Origin of the sequence: Limnothrix sp. FACHB-881 (assembly GCF_014698135.1) — a bacterium.
Lineage (GTDB): Bacteria > Cyanobacteriota > Cyanobacteriia > CACIAM-69d > CACIAM-69d > CACIAM-69d.
The window spans coordinates 92,804-114,069 of the sequence record NZ_JACJSN010000006.1; the positions used below are offsets into that span (position 1 = coordinate 92,804).

Here is a 21,266-nt window from a genome sequence, read left to right on the forward strand (position 1 = left end):
TTTGGCGATCGAGACCATCTAGCTTATTCCAGATCGAGATGATCCAATGTTTCGATCGCTAGGCTCACTTGGGCCTGTCGATCGCGCAGGAACCGATCGCACTGTTGCAGGCGATCGACCGCAGTGGTGAATTGATCAAAAGCTTGATCCAAATCCAAGTCGCCCGTTTCCAGTTGCCGCACGATCGTTTCCACCTCGGCCATGGCCGTTTCGTAATGCCAATCGGGGGCGGTTTCAGGAGGGCTGGGTTGGGCTTTAGCGCGGGGCATGATCAAAAAGCAATAGCGAGCAGGTAACAGATCACAATCATAGACAAGGGGTTGAAACCCCTTGACCCCAACGATATCGCATTCTACTGGGGCGGTCAGGGTGGAGGCGGGCGGGTGGCGATCGCGCCTTGCGGGAATTCTTGCGGGAATTGTAGTCACGGGCCGGGAGTTTTAAACTGACGATCGCTCCCTATGCCCAACTCACTAATGATTTCCGCCCAAGAAGCTGAAGCGATCGCCCTACGGATCACGCCGCCAATCACCGACACTGAATCGATCGCCAGCGTGGCGGCCCTGGGTCGGGTGTTAGCGGAACCGGTGCGATCGCGCTTGGACTTTCCCCACTGGGACAACTCCGCCATGGACGGCTACGCGGTGCGCCAAGCTGACCTGGCCCAGGGGCCAACAGAATTGCAGGTGATTGAAACGATTCCGGCTGGGGTGGCTCCGCAACAAACTTTGGGCCCCGGCCAGGCAGCGCGGATTTTCACCGGGGCGATGATGCCGCCGGGGGCCGATGCGATCGCCATTCAAGAGGACACGGAACCGGCCGGGCCCGATCGGGTGAAGGTGTTGAGCCAGCCGGCCGTGGGGGAATTTGTGCGGGCGAAGGGGATGTTTTGCCGATCGGGCGATCAGATTTTGCCCGCTGGGTTGGCGATCGGGCCCGCTGAATTGGCGGTGTTGGCGGCGGCCCAGTGCGATCGGGTCACGGTGGTGCGACGGCCGCGGGTGGCGGTGTTTTCCACGGGCGATGAACTGGGCACGATCGATCAGCCCCTGCAACCGGGGCAAATTGTCGATTCCAATCAATACGCCCTGATCGCCTTTTTGCAACAAATGGGTGTGGAGCCGATCGCCCTTGGGGTGGTGCGGGACGATCGCGCCGCTTTGAAAGCTGCCGTTGAACAGGCGATCGACCAAGCGGATTTGGTGCTGTCCACGGGGGGCGTGTCCGTGGGGGACTATGACTATGTGGATGCGGTCTTGGCAGAGTTGGGCGGCGAAATTCACGTCAAATCCGTGGCCGTGCGGCCCGGGAAGCCCCTGACCCTGGCCACCTTTGGCCCCAAGGTCTATGTGGGCTTGCCGGGAAATCCCGTTTCGGCCCTGGTGGGTTGTTGGCGGTTTGTGGCTCCCCTGTTGCGGAAGCTGTCGGGGCGATCGGGCCCCCACGGGGTGCAGTGGCTGACGGCGCGATCGGCGCAGGATCTGCAAGGGGCCGGGCGGCGAGAAACTTACCTTTGGGGATCGTTGCAGATCATCGAAGGGCAACTGGTCTTTAGCCTGGCCAAAGGCAGCCACAGTTCTGGCAACCTGATCAACCTAGCGGGAACCACCGCCCTGGCCCAAGTTCCCCAAGGAACCAGCGAAATCGCCGCCCACAGCGAAATTCAAGTGCTGCTGCTGGGTGGAGCCGTGGGGTGATCGCTGGACTGAACCCGATCGACCTCCCCCACCATCCCCTTGGTTGGATCACTCATTAATTGGTGTAATTCCACCGGGCCCGATATCCCCGATTATCCAAATGGGTAAAGGAGGAGCCATAGCCCAAACCACCGGGCCACCAGGGATCCAAAATCCGTTGGGCCGCACGCGGCGACAACCCCGCCACCACAAAGTCCACACCATGGCCCCGAATGTGGGTTGAGTTGCGGGCCCCACCCACGGCCCGGTTCACGGCCGGGGGCCGATACCAGCTCGTGATGGTGATGGTGCGATTGCCCAGCCGGGCCCGCACCTCTTGCATTCGCCGGGCCATGGCAATGATGTTTTGGGTGATGGTGGAATTTTCGGGAATCCGCGTGCCATCTTTGGTGGCTTCACCCCAACTAAAGTTACCGCCCGCAATAATCGGGTCACGAGTCCAAACCGTGCCCAGCCCGGGCACTTGAATCCGCCGTCCCCGATCGGGCACAGGGGCCGGGGTGGGAACCGGGGTGGGCCGGGGGACAGGCGCGGGAGCAGGGGCAGGCACAGGTACGGGCGCAGGCGCAGGCGCGGGATCCCGAGGTGAGGGATAGTCATCCACATTCAGCAGGGTGATGTGGCCTTCAAAAATGAACCATTCCAGCCGGTTATTAATGGGTTTCACCAGCCGAATCCGCAGGTGATCGCCCACGTCCTCATAGCTGCGAATTTGGAATTCTCCGGGGGAAAGAGCCACCTTTTCCGCATTGCCCAAGCTGCTGGCCTGTAGGGGGCGGGTTTTGAGGAAGGTACTGGTTTTCACCAACATGGTGGCCGGTTCCAAAAAGTCCGCATGGCCCCGGTAAACAAACCATTCCCGTCGATCGCGGATTGGCTCCACGGTCAGGATTCGATAGTGGGTTCCTTGCTCGATCGAGTCAATCAGCGACAGTTCCCCGGCGGGCATGGCGGCCACTTCGTTTCGCGGCAGGGCGCTAGCCTGAACCGGTTGACTTTTGAGGACGGTGTTCTGTTTTAGGATCATCACCTGCCATTGCATGGTGCGCAAATCCGTTTCCAGGGAGCCGATCGCGGCCTGCTGGGTTTCTAAACCGCGCCACAGTTGCACCAACCGAGTCAAAGCGCCCTGTTGATTTGGGGTTGCTCGGTAGGCGGCTGGCAACCGCCGCAGAAAAGAAAGCAATTCCCGATCGAGCTGGGCGGCGGCGGTGCTGGCTTCGGGGACCGCCGGATTCGCAAACACAATCGGATTCACCCCCAAGCTGGTGAGGGCCGCGTTGCGATTGTCCAAATCTCGCCACATGCGGACGGTTTCGGTGGCCGCATTGCGCTGAGTGCCGCTGCCCGCATAGAACTCCGGAACCCGCAGCACAAAGGCCAGCAGGGCCGGATCGTAATTACGGGGCAACAGGCTTAAGTTGCTGTCGCTGAGTGAGGCGATCGCCGATTGGCGCGAATCCAGTTGCCGCCAAATTTGCACCAACCGCAACAGGGCCTCTCGCTGGTGCGGAAAGCCGGAATAGTTGGGCGACAAACGCCGGATGAAGGTGACCAAGGCCGTGTCCAGGGCCGCATCGGTGTAGTTCAAGGCGGGCAACCCCAAGGAAACCAAGGTGTCTTCCCGGGTGGCCAGGCCGCGCCAAATGCGGGTCGCTTCAATCAGGGCTTCCCGTTGATGCACGTAGCCTTGATAGAACTGGGGCAGACGCTCGATCGTGTCGAGCAGGGCCCGATCGATGGTGAAGGTGCTGCCGGTGAGGGCGGTGTTGGCGGGAACAATCTGGGTCGATCGCTCCAAGGTGCAAAATTGGCGATAGGCGGCCATGAGCCGATCGAGCGAGCAACCAGCCAGGATCAGCCCGCCACTGGTTTTGTCTTCAAAGCCCCGGGCCAACACGGCCAACACCTCAGGGCTATATTGCTCAACACTCACCTGCCAGATTCGATCGGCCTTCCAACCGGATTGGATCAAAGAATCCGTTAACCGTCGCACCAACAGGGCCGCTTCCATCACCTGATCTGGCAGGCTGTCCACCTGCTCTTGATCCGCACTGGTTAAGCCCAACCCCCTTTCCCCTTCTGGGGTTGGCTGATCATGGGCTTCCTGGAGCGCGGGCAAAATGGGCATATGAATTCCCGCTCGCTGGGCAGCCAGGTGAAACAGATGCGCGTCCCGATCAAGTGCGGTGGTAGCCATATGGGTCCAGCCAATCCGTTAAATACGTTTAAATACGTTTGCAGGGTTTAGACGGCCTTGAAGGAGCGTTGAAGGCCGAATCAGAATTTGTTCAGACAATTCAGACCATGGGGCGATCGCGCCACTTGCGGCCAAAACATTCCCCACTGTACATTGCGATATTTGCAAACGGGTCGATCGCTATGCCCTTGTCTCCTCAGTCCTCGCTGGCGGCGATGGCCGCTGCCCTTGCTCCCGGCCTCCGGGCGATCGCCACCGATATGGACGGCACCTTGACCCGATCGGGTCGATTTTCCAGTCACCTGTTTTTGGCCTTGGAGCGCTTGCAACAGGCCGGAATTCCCGTCCTGATCGTCACCGGGCGATCGGCCGGTTGGGTTAGCGCCCTGGTGGAATACCTGCCGATCGCAGGGGCGATCGCGGAAAACGGCGGTCTGCTCTATCGGCGCGATCAACCCGAGGGACAATGGCTAGTGGACGTAACCGACCCGATCACCCATCGCGATGCCTTGGCCGATGTCTTTGGCATCCTCCAAACAGAATTTCATCATCATTTTCCCCGCCTGCACCCGGCCCCCGATAACCGCTTTCGAATCACCGATTGGACTTTTGATCTGGCAGATTTGCCGGGCATCGATCGCCAAACCCTATCGGCCATGGGGGAATCGCTGGCGGCCTTGGGCTGGGGATTTACCTACAGTGCCGTGCAAGCCCACATCAAGCTCCCAGAACAAAACAAGGCTGCGGGACTCCAACGGGCGATCAAACTGTTGTGGCCCGGTTGTTCCCTCGATCAAGTCCTGACGATCGGGGACAGCCCCAATGATGAAAGCCTATTTGACCCGACCCTTTTTCCCCGCTCCGTCGGCGTGGCCAACGTGCGTTCCTACCTCAGCGAGCTGCTCCATCAACCGGCGCACATCACTCCCAGCGCTGAGGGAGAAGGTTTTTGCGAACTAGTGGCCGCTATTCTCGCTCATTGGGCCGACTGAGCCTCCATGTTCAAAGAATTTTCTCAAAGATCCAGCAATTCTCTCCCCTTCAATAGTTTGAGCAACTGGGTACGATTTTTCCAGCGTTCAACTCTGCCATCTCTGTAGATTTTGGCAATAAAGGGCGCTTGGTTGCCCTGGCTGAACCGTTCCAATTTGGGTAACACCTCAACAAATAAGGCAGCCATTTGCTGACGGTTCAAGTTGCCTGACACCAAGATGAAAACCCTTGCTTCAGCATGGGCGATCGCCCCCAATTCCAGCTTATTGGTTCCAATCGCCTCATCTTTGGTCAGCACGACCCAACCCCGATCGCCCACCACCGTCAACCACTCTGGGTCAGGGGTATTTTGGGCAAAAAAATTGCCATGATGCTCAACTTGAGCACCCACTTCCCTGAGGGCCTTGGCCACCGACTTTCCGAGGCACCAATCAATAAAGAAAATAGGGCGATCGGCTGGAGTCACGCGGCACGGTTTTGAGCTTCAAACTGAATGGCAGCCTTAATTTGTGCAGGAGAGCAATCAAACTCATCTGCTACATCGTCGATCGAGTCACCCGCATCAATCAGGCTAACAATGGCAGCGGTAGGCACTCCCTGACCTGCAATGACCGGCTTACCAAACCGAATGGATGGGTCGAGGAAAATAATCTTGTCAGTGCCTGGCTCAGGAACCCACTCAATGATGGGAAAAAATCGGTTGGCGATTCCCTCTGCGTTCCACTCAATGCGGGTCAGCAGGTGTTTCAAGGTTTCGCGCATGGCAAGCTGGCCCGATCGAGAAACATTAACCAGCCGATCCACTTGATCCACAAACAAATCAACCCCATCGGTTTGAAACCGTCTCATCACCAATGGGTGAGCCGTGTCAAACTGCTGGCTCATGTAATCTAGGGCATTGCGAACTTTATCAAGCTTGACCTGATGGGTTTCACGAATAATTCGCAAAACATGAGCCTCTACCAGGTTTGTGAACGAGAGCTGGGGCAGCGCTAAATCGGGCCGCTGAATCAGTGGCTCAAACGCTTGCTGACCAATCTGGGTGGCATAGGAACGCCCCTTAAGCCAAGAGCGCAGAGTCACAACTGGGATGCGCAAATACCGCGCAGCATCCGTCACCGAATACGCTGGGGTGTTATAGATATCGTCATCCCACTTCACCATGTGTTGCCCAAAACAGTTTTGCTGACCAAGCGTTATCGGATTTTTGCTGAAGACTGAGGCAGCACCTAACCAGGGCTAATTAATCACTAATGATGCCATTGCAGTGATCAGGAAACTCGATCAAGCAATCTGAGCGATTTGTCTAAGGGATTTGTTGGTTACCTGAAATCGCAGTGTCGCAGAAACTAAGCGGGTGATGGGACTCGAACCCACGACATTCAGCTTGGGAAGCTGACGTTCTACCACTGAACTACACCCGCGCGGTTGTTACTTTACCCCAATTGCTTGCCTTTGAGCTACTGAATCAACCTCTAGCCAGCCCTCAAGCAAGGGGGATTGGTGGGCTGATTCTCGGCTTGGGGGCCCGGAATTTTGAGCGCGGATAGTATTCTAGCACTGGACTTTCTCGCGCGATCGCCCCTGGAGCTTCGGTTATGACTGCCGCCGCCACGACCTTTGATGGGCCCACCCTGTTGAAGCAACTGCTCGATCAAGCATCCCTGTCCCAAGCTCAGGCCGCCCAACTGATGCAAGCTTGGTTGGATGATGGGCTGGCTCCAGCCCTGTCGGGCGCAATTTTGGCTGCTCTCCAGGCCAAGGGGGTAACGGCTGATGAGCTGGCTGGGATGGCCCAGGTTTTGCTGAGCCAATCGGTGAGCGTGACGGGCGATCCGCTGCCCAGCCCCTCGATCGACACTTGCGGCACGGGTGGCGACGGGGCTTCCACCTTCAACATTTCCACGGCCGTCGCCTTTGTGGCCGCCGCCGCTGGGGTCACGGTGGTGAAGCATGGGAACCGGGCCGCTTCCAGCAAGTCGGGATCCGCCGATGTGCTGGAGGCGCTGGGAATTCGCCTCGGTGCAGATCCTGCCCAAATCCAAGCGGCGGCGCATCAGGTGGGGATCACGTTTCTGTTTGCGCCCGGTTGGCATCCAGCCATGAAAGCCGTCGCGCCCATTCGCCAAGCCCTGAAGGTGCGCACCGTGTTTAACCTGTTGGGGCCCCTGGTGAATCCCCTGCGGCCCACGGGCCAGGTGATCGGTACTTTCAAAAGCGATTTGATTGAGGTGATGGCCGGGGCCCTGAATCGGCTGGGCACTCAGCGGGCGATCGTCCTCCATGGGCGCGAAGGTTTGGATGAAGGGGGGTTGGCGGATGTGACCGATCTAGCTGTGTTGGCCGATGGGGCGATCGCCCGCTTTGAGTTGGATCCGGTGGCGGCCGGCTGTGCGGCCGCGCCCACGGCTGCCTTGGTGGGTGGTGATCCCAGCGAAAATGCCGAAATTTTGCGCCAAGTGCTTCAGGGTCAAGGCTCGATCGCCCAGCGGGATGCCGTGGCCCTGAATGCATCCCTGGCCCTCCAAGTTGCCGGGGCGATCGCTGAGCCGATCGGGTCGCCGGAAGCCTGTGCTGTTGGGGTGGCTCGGGCCAAGGAAATCCTGGCGAGCGGGGCCGCCTGGGAAAAACTGGTGGCGCTACGAGAATTCCTGAAAGCCTAAAGTTGCCGAGGATCAGGGGGCGATCGGGCGGGATTAGGGCTGATTTTTGGCGGTTCTTTTTCCTTCCCGATCGCAACCCGTTGGCATAATTGCTAGATTTCCAGCAAGTTTGTGCCAAAAAACAATGCCAATCTGGAAACCTAATTTGTGAAGATTCGGTTAACGACTGCTTTCAAAAAAAGATTAATCTAAAGACTATCTCCCTTCAGGGCCCAGACGCTTTTTCCATTAGTATGATAGAAAGGCTAGGCTAATTCAGATGGCATCGCGCTCAACCCAACTTAAAATTCAAAAGAATTCAAAATTTGGGAATTGACAAGCACCACAGCCTCAACCCATTTGACCAATTGAGAGTAACCATTCATGGGTTCAACCATGATCAGCCTTACAATCAATTCAATTACTGTTTTTTGTTGTTTAATTTGATACACACTGAAAACATAATAAATCATTCTTTTTCAGCATTTTCTTTTCCAGCATTATTTAATTATTGGCCGATCTCAAATCATTCTAGTAGCGTGGCTGCCTTAATTTGCTGGGTTAAATTACATAGCTATTATCGCCACCAAATCGTTAGGCAGCAAGGGGCTTAAGCCCCTTGTTACCACGACTGACTCCGCAACTTTGACCCAATGTATTAAGCCTGTCGCGATACTAGTCACCTTCTCAAATAGTTGATTTGATTTTCTTGCAACTATGGCTTGAAATCATGACTTGAAATGATGATCTGAGATAACTACCTAGAGTTCTGATCTCAGTCGTCCTGCCTAGCAATGAAATTTGGCTAATAGCACCTGTCCCAAGGAGAAAGGTTTGTGATGCAACGTTGGAAGTGGGTTTGGCTGAGTGGAGCGTTGCTAGCGGGGCTAGGGATCATGGATTTTGGGTCTCAATCCTTGGCGAATCAATCGCTGTTCCAATACACCATGCAGGCTTGGGCATCGCTGCCATTTAACGGGGGAACGGGGGGTGGTAATGAACCCATTCCTCGAATTTTGGTGGATCAGTTTGGCTATCGACCTCAGGATCCCAAAGTGGCGGTGATTGCTTCTCCGCAGCGGGGTGAAAATGCCAACCGAGCCTTCACGCCGGGATCGGTCTATGAAGTTCGAAATACCTCGACTAATGCGGTGGTTTTTTCGGGTGCTCTTACCCCTTGGAATGGGGGCCAAATCCACGGTCAGTCGGGCGATCGGGCCTGGCATTTTGATTTTTCGACCGTGAAACAATCGGGAACCTATGTGGTGGTTGATCGGGAACGGGGCGAGCAATCATTTCCCTTTCAAATTCAGGCCAATGTTTACCAAAAAAACCTGGTAACCGCCACACGTGTGTTTTATTACCAGCGGGCCGGTTTCAACAAAACGGGTTCTGTGGCTGGCAAGTGGCAAGATGGGGCGGCTTTTTTGGGCCCCAATCAGGATTCTCAAGCTCGATCGGTCAGTGCCAAGGATGATCCCGCCACGGCCCGCGACCTGCGAGGGGGATGGTTTGATGCAGGTGATACGAACAAATACAGCACCTTTGCGGGCCCCGTGGTGAATCAACTGCTGACGGCCTACGAAGAAAACCCCCGAGCCTTCACCGATCGGTTCAACATTCCCGAATCGGGCAACGGCATCCCCGACCTCATCGATGAGATTAAGTGGGAAGTGGATTGGCTGAAGCGAATGCAGGAAGACGATGGCGGCGTGTTGATCAAGGTGGGCGTGCTGGATCACAATGCGGCCGATCGCCCCAGCCAAGATCGTCGCCCCCGATATTACGGGCCCAAATGCTCTTCCTCCACGATCGCCACGGCGGCCGCCTTTGCCCATGCGGCCCGAGTCTATCGGCAGTTTCCCGCCCTGCAAGGGGAGTCCCGAGATTTGGAACAGCGGGCCATTCGGGCTTGGAACTGGTTTCAGCAAAATCCCCTCAAGACCGATTGCGACACCCAGGAAATTAAAGCCGGGGATGCCGATCGCCCCGTGACCGAGCAACAGGGCAATGCTGCCGCCGCCGCTGTTCACCTGTTTGCCCTCACCGGCAACCCCGACTACAGCACCCAACTTGCAAAATATCTCACCGCTTCCCAGCCTTGGAACGACAACGTTTGGGGTCGGTATCGGGCCCACGAAGGCGATGCGCTGCTGCTCTATACCCGCTTGCCCAACGCAGATGCCGCCTTGGTCAAGCAAATTCGCGATCGATTCGTGAATATGGTGCGCACCCAAACCCAGGCCTACGGCTTGCGCATGGATCTGGATCCCTATCGGGTGTCACTGCCCGATGAGCAATATCACTGGGGCAGCAACCAAGTTCAGGCCAACTATGGCAACAGCAACCGGGACGCAATTCGCTATGGCGCAGTGCCCGATCGCAACACCAGCCTACAAGCCCGGGCTATGGCCCATTTGCACTACCTCCATGGCGTGAATCCCTTGGGGTTTGTTTACCTAACCAACATGGGCAGTCTGGGAGCCGAGCGATCGGTCACCAGCATGTATCACGAATGGTTGGGGCGTGGTGAGTATGAGCGCGTTGCCCCCGGAAAACCGGGCCCGGCTCCCGGATATTTGGTGGGCGGGCCCAACCGCGACTACACCGGCAACCAAGAATCCGTCAAACAACAGCCCATCCAAAAGCGCTATCTCGACTCACCCACCGGCTGGCCGGTGAATAGTTGGGAACTCACGGAACCAGCCATTTACTATCAAGCGGCCTACGTTCGTTTGCTGGCCAGTATTACCAGTCCGTAATCTTTTCCAGAGGTTTTGTGTAGCGACGGTGTTAGTTTGGGTGCAATTTTCCACTCCTTTTCACTCTTCACTCACTAGCTCCTATGCCCAACCTTCAAGGAGTCCTGCAACGTCTGCGCACCACTCTGGGGAAATCCTCGGTGCAAGACAATCTCTGGATGATTGCCGCCAGGGTGATTAGCGTGGCGATCCAGGCGCTGTACTTCATTTTTGTGGCGCGGTTTTTAGGATCCAAAGAGTATGGCGAACTGATCGGGGTGTTGTCCTTGGTGGCCATGCTTTCGCCTTTCATTGGGGTTGGTTATGCCCACTTGTTGATGCGGACGGTTTCGCGCGATCGCAGCAGTTTCCGCACCGAGTGGGGGAAGTCCCTATTCGTTTGGGGCTGGTCTTCCCTGCTGGGCATTGGGTTGGTGATGTTGCTGGCGAGTCGAATTTGGGGCAGCCAAGTTTCCCCCTGGTTGGTGCTGTGGATGGCCCTGGGGGACTATTGGGGCGTTTGTCTGCTGGAATTTAGCAGTTCGGCGTTTTTATCGGTGGGGGTGGCGGCTCGCCCAGCCCAGCTCAAGGTGCTTTTCAGTGCCGTGAAGTTTTTGGCGGTGGGGGCCCTGTGGCTGGTTCCCGACTGGCGATCGGCAGAAACCTGGTCGATTTTTTACTGCATTGCGTCAGTGTTGCCGGCCCTTGTGGCCTTTGTGTTGGCTAGTCGGCAGGCGGGCTGGCCCCTGTGGCCCAAGCCCAATTGCGAGTGGGAACTGGGTCAAGGGTTTTACTTTTCGATTGCCGGTTCCGCTGAAACGATTAATGCCAATGCGGATAAAACCCTGCTCTCTAGCTTGGTGAATGAAGAGGCTGCCGGGATCTATGGGGCGGGCTATCGGTTTGTGGATGTGGGCTACCAGCCGATCTTGGCCATTGGCGCGGCGAATTATGCTCGCTTTTTCCAGGCGGGTACTAATGGCATTGACGGCAGTATTCAGTTTGCCAAGCGCCTGTTTCCGCTGATCGCGGGCTACGGGGTGCTGGGGGGATTGGGGATGTTTTTCTTTGCCCCGGTGGTGGAGTGGATTTTGGGGTCGGAATATCGCGAGGCGATCGGGGTGTTGCGTTGGTTCGCCCCCGTGCATTTGATTTTGGGAATGCAGTATTTGGCGGCCGATTGCCTCACCTCTTCGGGCCACCAGGGGCAACGGAGCTTAATTCAAGTCACCGCTGCCATTTTGAATGTGGTGCTGAACCTAATCTTGATTCCGTCCTATTCCTGGGCGGGGGCCATTTGGGCGACGCTGGCTTCGGAAACGTTCAAGATGGTGGGGCTGTGGGGAGCGGCGGCCTTTTTCTGGCGGCGCGAGTTGGCCATGAAGACCAAGGGTTAATCAACGGGTTAATCACCGGTTAGGAGTTGGTTGCTGTGCAAGCCGATTGATTTTCGGACTTGCCAAGCATTCATCATGATGAGCGCAAAGGACTGAAACCCCTTGTCTTGGTCGATCGATCCCACTCTAGGACGGAACCAAGGTAACCATGGCATAGCGATCGGGGGAAAGATATTTTTGTGCCACCCGTTGCACGTCTTCGGGGCCGACGGCCTGGATCCGATCGGGATAAACCGTTGCTTCGGGCAGTTGATCCAACAGGCCGTAGTAGCCATAGAGGCTGGCGAGTTGGTTGGGGGTTTCCGTGGCGAAAATATAGTCGCTGCACAGAAGACGCTGGGCCCGCTTCAGCTCGATCGGGTTAATGGGGTGATCGCGCAGCAGGGCCAGATGATCACAAATGCAGGCTTCCACCACGCCCACATCCCGCACATCCAACCAAGCGCCGATCGTGAGTAAGCTGGCATCTCGTTGGGCACTGGCTTCGCAGTCGATCGCCAAAACCCATTGCCGGTCTTCGCGCAAATCGCTGACCAAGCGCGAGGTGCGCCCAATGCCGAGAACGGTGGCCAGCACTTCCAAAGCATAGGTATCGCCAATGTCTTGCAAGCTGGGCCCCGTCCAGGCCATCATCACCCGAGCTTGTTCAAGATAGGGCCGGTGTAGCTCTTGGCGATGGACGGCGGCAATCGGCGGAGTTTGCCCGATCGGCTGGGGAGGACAGGCTTGGGGCTGACCAAAGGCCGCAAAGGCCGATTCCATCAAGTGACGGGCGCGATCGGGCGGCAACCCTCCCACCAGGGCCACCACCAGATTTTCCGGTTGGTAGTGACAGGCATGGAACCGCCGCATCTCAGCGGGCGATCGCTTCATCAAGGATTCTTCACTGCCCAAAACCGATCGCCCATAGGCATGGTCGGGATAGACCCGCGACAGCAGCATCTGAAATCCCACCCAATCGGGGCTGTCATAGGCCTGGCGGATTTCTTCGAGCACCACCGATCGCTCCAGCTCAAATTCCTGATCGGGAATCGTCGCATTCAGCAACAACTCCGCCAAGTGGGGCAGGGTGGCTTCCGCATGTTCCACCGCCGTGGTCACAAAATAATGGGCATAATCGTGACTGGTGGCGGCGTTGGTGGCTCCGCCGCGACTCTCGATCGCCCGGTCAAATTCCCCGGGGCCCAACCGGTCAGTGCCCTTAAAAATCATGTGTTCTAGGAAGTGCGCCATCCCATCCCAGGCGATCGGTTCAGCCACAGCCCCCGCCTTCACCCACACATCCATGGTCACCACCGGGCTAACGGGCACATAGTGATAAACCACCCGCAAACCATTGGCCAATTGCCACAGCTCCGGCTGTTGACGGTTGGGGCGAGGAACTTGCTCAGTTCTCCAAGGACTCTGTACCATCCGATCGCCACTCCTAAAACACAACTGGGATCCGCCATCGTAGCCAGCACCTTTTATCAGGAACCGATCGATTCGCTACAAAATCCCAGTTCTCTAGTTTGGCAGGCGATCGCTGTCCCAGACCAGGGCTGAATGCTCACCTGTCATCACCCGTAACCAATGCCATTGAATGATAGGAGCGGTGTAGGAATTGCAGACAATCTTCAGGTGCTAGACCTGTTCTAACCGATTGCAGCCGCGATTTTGAGAGATTGAATCCTTGGTTTAAAGTTATGCTTTGGATTGTTGAGATTTGAGTGAATTCATTAAATTTCAAGCGCAAGTTCTCAGTCAAACTTTAAGGAAATTCAAATTTCACTCGATCCTCGTCCAAGACCCGTTCAAGACCCGTTTCAGACAGCAACCACCGCTAACTATTGCTGATATGCCGGATTTTGATTCCCCCGCTCCTGAACCAACAGAAATCAAAGCCTCAGGGGCCGATCGCCCGGCTGATGGGCCCTCGTCGGGGGCGATCGAGCCGCCGGAAGTCATGCCGCCGGACATGATTCTAGAAGGCGCAACGGGCCAGGATGCGGAGCCGTCTTCAGCGTCGATCGGGGAGTCGCCCCGCGAGCCGCAGCGACCGGGTTTGTGGACTAATGCTTGGCAATCGGCGAAGGATCGGCTGACGGGCTTGAATTTGCCAAATTTACCCAGTTTGCCCAACCTGCCCAACTTACCGACGGAATTACCCAATTTGCCTCGTAATTGGTCGGTTAATTTGCCGAATTTACCTAATCTGCCGAACTTGCCAAATTTGCCAAAAAATTTGCCGAATCTACCAAAGAATTTGTCAGATCTATCTGCCGCCCTAGGTCATCTCAAACCCGGCGAAACCCTGGCCCAGGGGGTGCAATCCCTAACCCAATGGTTTAGCGTCAGTGACGATCGGGTGGCGGCGGTGTTGGCGGAAGTGCGGGCCCAACTGCCCACCACAGAAGTGACCCTGTTGGGAAAACCCCAGGCGGGCAAAAGTTCGATCGTCCGAGGGCTAACGGGAGTTTCGGTGGAAATTGTGGGCCAAGGCTTTCGGCCCCACACGCAACACACGGCACGCTATGCCTATCCCTCCGATGAGTTGCCGCTGCTGATTTTTACGGACACGGTGGGTTTAGGGGATGCGGAACGGGACAGCCAGGCGATCGCCCAAGCCTTGCTGACGGATTTTGACGAGGATCCCGATCGGGCCAGAATTTTGATCCTCACAGTGAAGATCAACGACTTTGCCACCGAAACCCTGCGGCAAGTGGTCGCCACCCTGCGCCAACGCTATCCCGCCGTGCCTTGTTTGCTGGCGGTCACCTGTTTGCATGAGGTTTATCCGGCAACGGTTGAAGATCACCCGGCGGATCCTCTGGGCCTGGAGGCGGTGGCCCGGCCCTTTGCGGCATTGCAGGAAGCCTTTGCGGGCCTGTTCGATCGCGCTGTACTGTTGGATTTCACCCGCGAGGAGGATGACTATCACCCCACTTTTTATGGTTTGGAAGCCTTGCGCGATGCCCTGGCGGATTTGCTGCCGGAAGCCGAAGCCCGCACCATCCATCAATTGTTGGATTCGGTTTTGGACGGGGAGCCGGGCCGCCAAATCAGCAACCTCTATCGGGATGTGGGGCGGCGCTATGTGTTGGCCTTTGCGGCGGCCGCGGCGGCAGTTGAGGCCGTGCCTTTGCCCTTCGCATCCATGCCGGTGCTGACGGCGCTGCAAGTTTCCATGGTTGGCCTGTTGGGACAGCTCTATGGCCAAAAACTCACTCGATCGCAAGTGGGCGGCATCATCAGCACGATCGCGGGCGGATTTTTGGCCCAGGCGATCGGGCGGGAGTTGGTGAAATTTGTCCCCGGCTTTGGCAGTGCGATCGCCGCTTCCTGGGCAGCGGCCTATACCCTGGCCTTGGGAGAGGGAGCCTGTGTCTATTTCGGAGACTTAATGGGCGGCCGCAAACCGGATCCCGATCGAATCCAGGCCGCCATGAAAGCCACGTTCGATCGGGCCTTCGATCGCTCCCGCCTTGACCCGCCCGATCCGGAACCCACCGACGCACCCAACCCACCACCAGCCCCCTAGGGTCGATCGCCCTTTGCTGGTTAATTGCGAGTTTATGATTCTTGCGGATTGTCCGGGCCGGCAAGCCACCTAGCCCAACGATTCCATCACAATCGCTTCGTCCCCCTTTCTCCATGACTGCCACCTTTTCCCCCACCATCCCGCCCACGGCCGTTGTGGCCAGTGAGGCTTGGAGCTATCAACCCCCTGCCGAGGCGATCGGGGCACAGCGAATTTTGGTGAAACCCAATTTGGGCTATCCCGTGGGGCCACCGGTCACCGTGGGCGATCGAGTCTTGGCCACTGTTTTGCAAACCTTGCGATCGGTTGCTCCCCAAGCGGAAATCTTGATTGTGGAAGGTGTATGCTCGCCGGTTTCCCTCGCGGAAATTGCCCAGCGGCGCGGTCTGCATCGGTTATTGGATCAGGGCATGACCCTGGTTGATGCGGACAGCCTGCCCTTGGCGGAATACGAGAATCAATCGCCCTTGCCCGTGCGCTTTCGTTCCATGTGGGCCCCGGCCCTGTTGCGGGAGGTGGACTGTCGAATCTCGATCGGGGCCCTCAAGCGCACCCATTTGAAAGAGGCTCCCCTCATTTCCGCCTCCCTGAAAAATCTCTACGGTCTCTTTCCGCGCGATCGCTACAAAGCACGCAGCCCCCACTCCCGTGGCCAGCTCCATCGCCCCTCCGTGCCGCAGGTTTTGCAGGATGTTTATTTCTGCATTGGCCATCTGTTTAACGGGGCGGTGGTGGATGGCACGGTCAAATATTTCAGCCCCGACTATCGACCTGATCGAGGGCAAACCCTACCGCTCGATCGGGTCTTTTTTGGCAGTGATTTAATTGCAGTCGATCGGCTCGCTTGCCAAACCGGCCAAGAACCGCTGCCCGATTATTTGGCCGCCATCGATCGGCTCAGAACCCAAAGGGATATCCCCTAGATTTTTCGCCAGCGTTCTCGACTCAAGAACATGCCCCGACCATTCCGAGCACGGCAGGTTAAACCGGTGGTTTTGGCTTCGCAACGAAATCCATTTCGCTCCCAAACCTGGTTGTAATTCAATCGAGGATATGGGCCCGCGATCGTGTCTCCCACACAAAGCACCTCGGTCTGGCCGTTGGCATTCAGCAAGATTTCATGACCCCAATCCAAATTACAATCGGCGGGCTGCGGGGGCAGTGGCCGCAACCCCGACTGCACATGACAGCGCAAATAGCCCTGGCCGCCATCCATCCAAGAGCCACAGATAATGTTACCGCTGGGTAACACAAACCCTTGAATCCCGGAATCAGCCTGCATAGGATGAACCTGAACCGTGCCCCAACTGAGGCCAGCCACCGCCGCCGGAATTAACCATCGAGAAAGTCGCGCAAGAGAATCCATCAGTTTCTACAGTTCCTAAGGCCTTTTGCCCTGTTCTCATCGCGAGCCAAGCAACAGCCATTGGGCCGTTTCGCCGCAACACAACCCGATGCTAGCCGATGGTGAACAATGAGGAAATGTATATCACGCTACAAACCGGGTATAATACCGAGCACCATGAGTGACCCCAAGCCCTATGTTTACTGATCTGCTGCCATTGTCTCTGCATGTGGATGCAGCCCTTTTGGCAAGTTCAGGCCTGTGGTCACTCGCTCTCTATTTGGCGTTGCCGGCCGTGAGCGATCGGCTGATGGATCTCTTGATTCGCTGGTTTGATTTTGCCGAGCGATCGCTCTATTTTTCCACGGAAGAATTTGAAAAAACTCGGACTGTTCGCGAATCCCAAAACGCTTTTTATGCCTCCATTTTCAGTGTCATTCCCTTTCTCGGGTTTGGCTTTTTGGTGCATTTGTTCTTGTCCCAGGCGATCGGGACAGTGGCCACATTGGGCCTATCAGGCTTAGCCAGCGCCACGGCCGGCGTTTGGGAAACGATGAAGCCGAAAAACAGCAACCAGAAGTAAGGTCAAAATAAGAGAGAAAATAGAGAGAAAGATAATTTAAAAATAAATGAAAATAAAAAAGTAAAAATAAAAAAGTTATTGAATATGAAGCAGCAAGATCAACAACACCCACAAGAAATGGTCGATCGCAACTTGGTGCAAGCCATTTTGACCAGCGATCCCACCGATTTTTATGTTTGTGAATTAGCCAGGTTACGAATTCGCTATCGCAACTTTCCAGGAGCCAGACAAATTCAAGCCGACCTGGACAAAGCCCTCAGCCGCTGGGGGTTTGATGAGGAATCACTCTATCAAAAAACTCGTGAATTGCACGCCCAAGGCAATATTTATCAGGTCAACAGCCGTCGTCGTGATGAAGAAGATTGGAGTTAAAACCTCATCAATTGGGCTGTCAATACCTGTCAATACAAGGGTGTCTGAAAAGCCTAAATTGCTACCTTACGGGTCTGACCAAACAACAAAGACAAGGGGCTTAAGCTCCTTGCCCCAACGACGGTTCGTGCTTGATCCACGTTAAAAAATACCTTGTAGACATCCTCTAATTCAGTCTTGATCAGCAATTGCAATCTGAAAATCTAAAACTTGATCAGCAATTGCAATCTGAAAATCTAAAAAACTGCCTCGGGAGAGCACGGAAAACTCCCGAAGCAGCATCTGGGTCGTCTGGCTTTGCTCACAGAATCCTAGGCTGCATTGAGCCGAGTTGATCTGTAAGGGAAGGATTGATCTACATACAACAAAAAAGAGAAACGGCTTAGGCCGCGCTGCTTCCGATCGTCACAGAGAACAGCAACAACGCCGCAATCAAGAGCGACATGCCCGCCAACAAACCGATCGCCGTGGGCCAATCGGCCTGGCGCATAAAGGTTTCCCAATTGAACAAACCAAACTGCACATCCATGGGTTTTGGCAAGCGATCGCGATAATCTTCGCCATAGCGAGCCGTGTGCGCAAAGGTTACTGCACCGCTCGATCGCTGAGGCAAAATCCGCCGCCGTTGATAGGGAACCGTGTCCCGTCCAAAGTGGGTTTGATATTCCTCGCTGTTGAGCAACGAGTCAATGAACCCATTCAAACCTTCGGTGGCCAAAACGATCGACCAAGACAGTTTTTCCCGATTGTTATAAACCTCACGACCCAAAATTCGCTGTACACACATCTGCACAAAGCGATAATTATTATTGGTGTCGTAATTGCGCGTGCGAAACACTTCGGAAGTGGCCAGGCCGCGAATGAAGTCTTGCACCGAAATTTGACCGCAGCGCAGTTGAGATTCCAGCGCCAAAAGACGGCTGCTGGCCGTTAGCTGTTGCTCATTAAAAATTTGCCGATAGGCCGCGCGAATCACCTCATCAATCTCATTGGTGATGAGACGCAAACCACCTTGATTGGCAACTTCAAAACCATCCACTCGCTGGTTTTGAGAAGTCAGGGGGTAATCCAGAAGGGGAAGTGCCATAAACCAATCACTCTTTCAGTTTCAATTCCGGATTTATAGAAGCTCGGTGGCTCCTGGTTGGAAGCCAAAGCCGAAGCCAAAGCTGAAGCCAAATTTTTGGAATCTGCTCAGTTTTGCTGAAGAACTGCTCTGGAAATTGGAATCAAAAGATTGTTCAATCCAGAGCAGATTGGCACTAGCAGGGAAGGAGATTTTAAAGAAGGCAACCGAATAGATTAATCCATCAAATTGCCAACAATGTTGAACAACATTCTTCTGAGGTTTAAACCACAACCTGCTTCAGCATAGGTTAGGGCATGAGTAATTAAGCTTAGTCATTTGAGAAAAGTAGGATTCCGCAATTCTTCTCAACTCCAAAGGCGGTTTTTTGCAAGTATTTGTAAGTTTTTCTCAGAGACCGAAGATTCAATAAATTTGATCTTCTTTGGAAATTGCAAAATCTCAATCGGTTTACGCTTAATTTGTGCTTGATCGCCAATGATTCTGTTCTCGATCGCCTGTTAATCCAAAATCTCTGAAAATGAGAGTATGTAAAAAAATGTAATCTCCATGAGGAGCGATCGAACCCATCCAGGGCCGGTTTTGCAGTCCCCGATCGATTGCTGGAGCTTTTGATTTGGCTGTTGATTTTGGTTCCGAGCTTTGAGCCGGTTTTTGAGGCCCTGGTTTTTGAGGCCCTAAGGATTGCAGAAGGGGCAGTAGGTGGGATCCGCAGTGGTTTCGCCTTGGGGAAAGGGATCGTCCTGTTGGTGGCCGCAGCGATCGCAAATGGAGCGATGCAGGCGAATCAGCGGCGTGGGCAGCCCACATTCACCACAGGGCAACCCCGGCAGCCGCTGCGTGACCCAAAACCCCGGCCAGTGACAAACAGGACAGGTCGATCGCGCCTTGGCCACCAGGTTTTCCGTGGCTTGGGCAATCACCTGCATTCGCGTGGGGTTATGCATGGCTCGCATATCCGTTTCCACCCACAGGGAGCCATCGGCCGATCGGGTCAGGGCCTCGGTGACGGCCGCCGCCAGGGCCGAGCGATCGCGCAGGCCCTTCGTCACCCCCTGAAGGTTTTGGGGTTCACCCCAACCCACCACCAGCCCGTGATCGGGAAAGCCAATGGTTTCAGCAAATTTTTCCACTTCCGCCCAACTGCGAACCCGTCCTTGGCGATAGTTGGTTTTTAGGGAAATGGCTTCACCGACCAACTCCAGCCCCAGGGATTGATCAATCAGCAGCACCAATTCCCGGTTAGCCGCCGCGAAGGGGACACTGGGATGGGGGCCAAAGGAACCTTCACTGGCTAGGGCGATCGACCCACCGGTTAGCGCCAAGGCCGCCCGGGCCTTAACCCGGGCCGTGGCAAGCTGATCGCCGGGTCGATCGACCTCTCGGGTAAAAGTGCCAAACCGATCCGTATCCAGTTCCGACGGCACGATCGAGCGCAGGCCCCAGGTTTGCTCCAAAATCGGCGCAATCACCTGTTCCTTGCCATGCATCGTGGCGATCGTGATGGTTTCCCCTTCCCAAGCGTCCGTCAGGTTCATTGTTCCCCAAAAACCGATGCCCTCAAGTTCCTAACTGGCAATTGTGGGGTGGAAGAAGAAGGCCAAACCCAGCACCAAATAGGCCGCCAACAACAGCAACCCCTCCAGCCAATTGGATTCCCCGTCGGAGCTGATGGAGTTGGCGATCAACACCGAAACGGCCACGGCCACCAGCTCAAAGGGTTGGAAGTTCAAATCCATGGGTTGCCCAAAGAACCAACCGGCAATCACCAACACCGGAGCCACAAATAGGGCAATTTGCAAGCTGGAACCCATGGCCACCGAAACGGACAAGTCCATTTTGTTTTTCATGGCCACGGTAACGGCGGTGGCGTGCTCTGCTGCGTTGCCAATAATCGGCAACAAAATCACCCCGGTGAACAGTTCCGTCAGTCCCAACTGTTCGGTGGCCGTTTCCAGGGAATGCACCAATAATTCCGACTCGATCGCCACAAAAATCGTGGCCGCCAACAACACCCCCACCCAGAGGGGCAGGTTTGGCCGGTGCGCTTCCCCTTCGCCGGCCGATTCGTCGCTGGCTTCCGGATCGGGCACGTCCCCTTCTGCCACGGCCACATCGTAGAGATAGCTGTGGGTTTTCATGGAAAACAGCAGGGTCATCACATAGACCAAAATCAAGACCACCGCCACCGCCGTCGAAAGCTTTTGCAAGACGCTCTCGGCAATGCCCACGGAGGTGAAGTTCACTGCTGTGGGTAGCAGCATGGCAATCACGGCCAGGTTCATGGACGAGGCATTCATGCGGGCAATGACGGGCTGGAAGGTTTGCTCCTTAAAGCGCAAGCCACCCAACAACATCGACAGCCCCATGACCAACAACAGGTTGCCGATGATTGAACCGGTCAAGCTGGCTTTCACAACGCCAACGTAGCCCTCTTTGAGCGCAACCAAGGCCACAATCAATTCGGTGGCGTTTCCAAAGGTAGCGTTCAGCAATCCCCCCAGGGAGGGGCCGACCAGCCCGGCGAGTTCTTCGGTGGCATGGCCCATCCAGGCGGCGAGGGGCACGATCGCCAAGCAAGCGGTGATGAACACCACCAGCGGACTCCAGTGCAACCATTCCGCCGCGATCGAGACGGGAATAAACCCCAAAAGGATGAGGAAGACGAGATCTTTTTTGCTCATTCTTT

Annotated in this window: 18 protein-coding genes and 1 tRNA gene; 9 read left to right on the plus strand and 10 right to left on the minus strand. The window is 55.8% G+C overall.

The features are described 5' to 3' along the window. Positions 1-23: 23 nt before the first annotated feature. Positions 24-269, minus strand: coding sequence for an exodeoxyribonuclease VII small subunit (xseB, locus tag H6G52_RS07765; RefSeq protein WP_190355294.1), 246 nt, complete (start codon positions 267-269; stop codon positions 24-26). 207 nt (positions 270-476) lie between these two features. Between xseB and glp the strand changes: the two genes are divergently transcribed. Further along, on the plus strand, positions 477-1,697 hold the full coding sequence (glp, locus tag H6G52_RS07770) for a gephyrin-like molybdotransferase Glp (RefSeq protein ID WP_190527647.1): 1,221 nt from the start codon (positions 477-479) through the stop codon (positions 1,695-1,697). Between the two features lie 55 nt (positions 1,698-1,752). Here glp and H6G52_RS07775 read toward each other — a convergent pair whose 3' ends face one another. After that, on the minus strand, positions 1,753-3,897 hold the full coding sequence (locus H6G52_RS07775; RefSeq protein WP_190527524.1) for a D-Ala-D-Ala carboxypeptidase family metallohydrolase: 2,145 nt from the start codon (positions 3,895-3,897) through the stop codon (positions 1,753-1,755). Between the two features lie 182 nt (positions 3,898-4,079). Between H6G52_RS07775 and H6G52_RS07780 the strand changes: the two genes are divergently transcribed. After that, positions 4,080-4,889 carry an HAD family hydrolase gene (locus H6G52_RS07780; RefSeq protein ID WP_190527526.1) on the plus strand — a complete coding sequence of 270 codons (810 nt, stop codon included), beginning with the start codon at positions 4,080-4,082 and terminating at the stop codon, positions 4,887-4,889. 23 nt (positions 4,890-4,912) lie between these two features. Here the strand turns inward: H6G52_RS07780 and H6G52_RS07785 are convergent, their stop codons facing one another. From H6G52_RS07785 to H6G52_RS07795, 3 genes are all read right to left on the minus strand, one after another. Beyond that, positions 4,913-5,356, minus strand: coding sequence for a DUF5615 family PIN-like protein (locus H6G52_RS07785; protein ID WP_190527528.1), 444 nt, complete (start codon positions 5,354-5,356; stop codon positions 4,913-4,915). Next, entirely contained in the window at positions 5,353-6,054 is a 702-nt protein-coding gene (locus tag H6G52_RS07790) for a DUF433 domain-containing protein (RefSeq protein WP_190355199.1), read from the minus strand. Before H6G52_RS07790 ends, H6G52_RS07785 begins: the two co-directional genes overlap by 4 nt. 188 nt (positions 6,055-6,242) lie before the next feature. Then, positions 6,243-6,314: transfer RNA gene (locus tag H6G52_RS07795), tRNA-Gly, on the minus strand. A 174-nt stretch (positions 6,315-6,488) separates the two neighbouring features. Here H6G52_RS07795 and trpD point away from each other — a divergent pair. The 3 genes from trpD to H6G52_RS07810 all read left to right on the plus strand — a co-directional run bounded on the left by trpD (position 6,489) and on the right by H6G52_RS07810 (position 11,670). Further along, a complete protein-coding gene (trpD, locus tag H6G52_RS07800) occupies positions 6,489-7,553 on the plus strand; it encodes an anthranilate phosphoribosyltransferase (protein ID WP_190527530.1) in 1,065 nt (354 codons plus the stop codon). Between the two features lie 818 nt (positions 7,554-8,371). Next, positions 8,372-10,294 (plus strand): glycoside hydrolase family 9 protein, encoded by a 1,923-nt coding sequence (locus tag H6G52_RS07805; protein WP_242026273.1) that lies wholly within the window; start codon positions 8,372-8,374, stop codon positions 10,292-10,294. A gap of 83 nt (positions 10,295-10,377) precedes the next feature. Beyond that, positions 10,378-11,670 (plus strand): polysaccharide biosynthesis C-terminal domain-containing protein, encoded by a 1,293-nt coding sequence (locus H6G52_RS07810; protein WP_099534349.1) that lies wholly within the window; start codon positions 10,378-10,380, stop codon positions 11,668-11,670. Positions 11,671-11,796: 126 nt separating this feature from the next. Here H6G52_RS07810 and H6G52_RS07815 read toward each other — a convergent pair whose 3' ends face one another. Beyond that, positions 11,797-13,083: a pitrilysin family protein gene (locus tag H6G52_RS07815; protein ID WP_190355203.1), complete on the minus strand. Its 1,287-nt coding sequence runs from the start codon at positions 13,081-13,083 to the stop codon at positions 11,797-11,799. Positions 13,084-13,507: 424 nt separating this feature from the next. On the opposite strand from H6G52_RS07815, the gene H6G52_RS07820 reads away from it, so the two are divergent. Both H6G52_RS07820 and H6G52_RS07825 read left to right on the plus strand, forming a co-directional pair. Beyond that, positions 13,508-15,190, plus strand: coding sequence for a GTPase family protein (locus H6G52_RS07820; protein ID WP_242026263.1), 1,683 nt, complete (start codon positions 13,508-13,510; stop codon positions 15,188-15,190). Between the two features lie 113 nt (positions 15,191-15,303). Then, a complete protein-coding gene (locus H6G52_RS07825; protein ID WP_190527533.1) occupies positions 15,304-16,113 on the plus strand; it encodes a DUF362 domain-containing protein in 810 nt (269 codons plus the stop codon). Here H6G52_RS07825 and H6G52_RS07830 read toward each other — a convergent pair. Continuing rightward, complete coding sequence (locus H6G52_RS07830) at positions 16,110-16,556, minus strand: DUF6636 domain-containing protein (protein WP_190527535.1); 447 nt, start codon at positions 16,554-16,556, stop codon at positions 16,110-16,112. The genes H6G52_RS07825 and H6G52_RS07830 overlap by 4 nt on opposite strands. A 175-nt stretch (positions 16,557-16,731) precedes the next feature. Here H6G52_RS07830 and H6G52_RS07835 point away from each other — a divergent pair, with 175 nt between their 5' ends. Together H6G52_RS07835 and H6G52_RS07840 are read left to right on the plus strand one after the other, a co-directional pair. Continuing rightward, positions 16,732-17,118: a hypothetical protein gene (locus tag H6G52_RS07835; protein WP_099534355.1), complete on the plus strand. Its 387-nt coding sequence runs from the start codon at positions 16,732-16,734 to the stop codon at positions 17,116-17,118. 78 nt (positions 17,119-17,196) lie between these two features. Continuing rightward, positions 17,197-17,490 carry a DUF3288 family protein gene (locus H6G52_RS07840; RefSeq protein WP_099534356.1) on the plus strand — a complete coding sequence of 98 codons (294 nt, stop codon included), beginning with the start codon at positions 17,197-17,199 and terminating at the stop codon, positions 17,488-17,490. Positions 17,491-17,872: 382 nt separating this feature from the next. Here H6G52_RS07840 and H6G52_RS07845 read toward each other — a convergent pair whose 3' ends face one another. The 3 genes from H6G52_RS07845 to cax all read right to left on the minus strand — a co-directional run bounded on the left by H6G52_RS07845 (position 17,873) and on the right by cax (position 21,261). Then, entirely contained in the window at positions 17,873-18,577 is a 705-nt protein-coding gene (locus H6G52_RS07845) for a phycobilisome rod-core linker polypeptide (protein ID WP_190527537.1), read from the minus strand. Positions 18,578-19,254: 677 nt separating this feature from the next. Then, on the minus strand, positions 19,255-20,115 hold the full coding sequence (locus tag H6G52_RS07850; RefSeq protein ID WP_190527539.1) for a DUF6671 family protein: 861 nt from the start codon (positions 20,113-20,115) through the stop codon (positions 19,255-19,257). A 30-nt stretch (positions 20,116-20,145) separates the two neighbouring features. Then, positions 20,146-21,261, minus strand: coding sequence for a calcium/proton exchanger (cax, locus tag H6G52_RS07855; RefSeq protein WP_190527541.1), 1,116 nt, complete (start codon positions 21,259-21,261; stop codon positions 20,146-20,148). Positions 21,262-21,266: the final 5 nt, after the last annotated feature.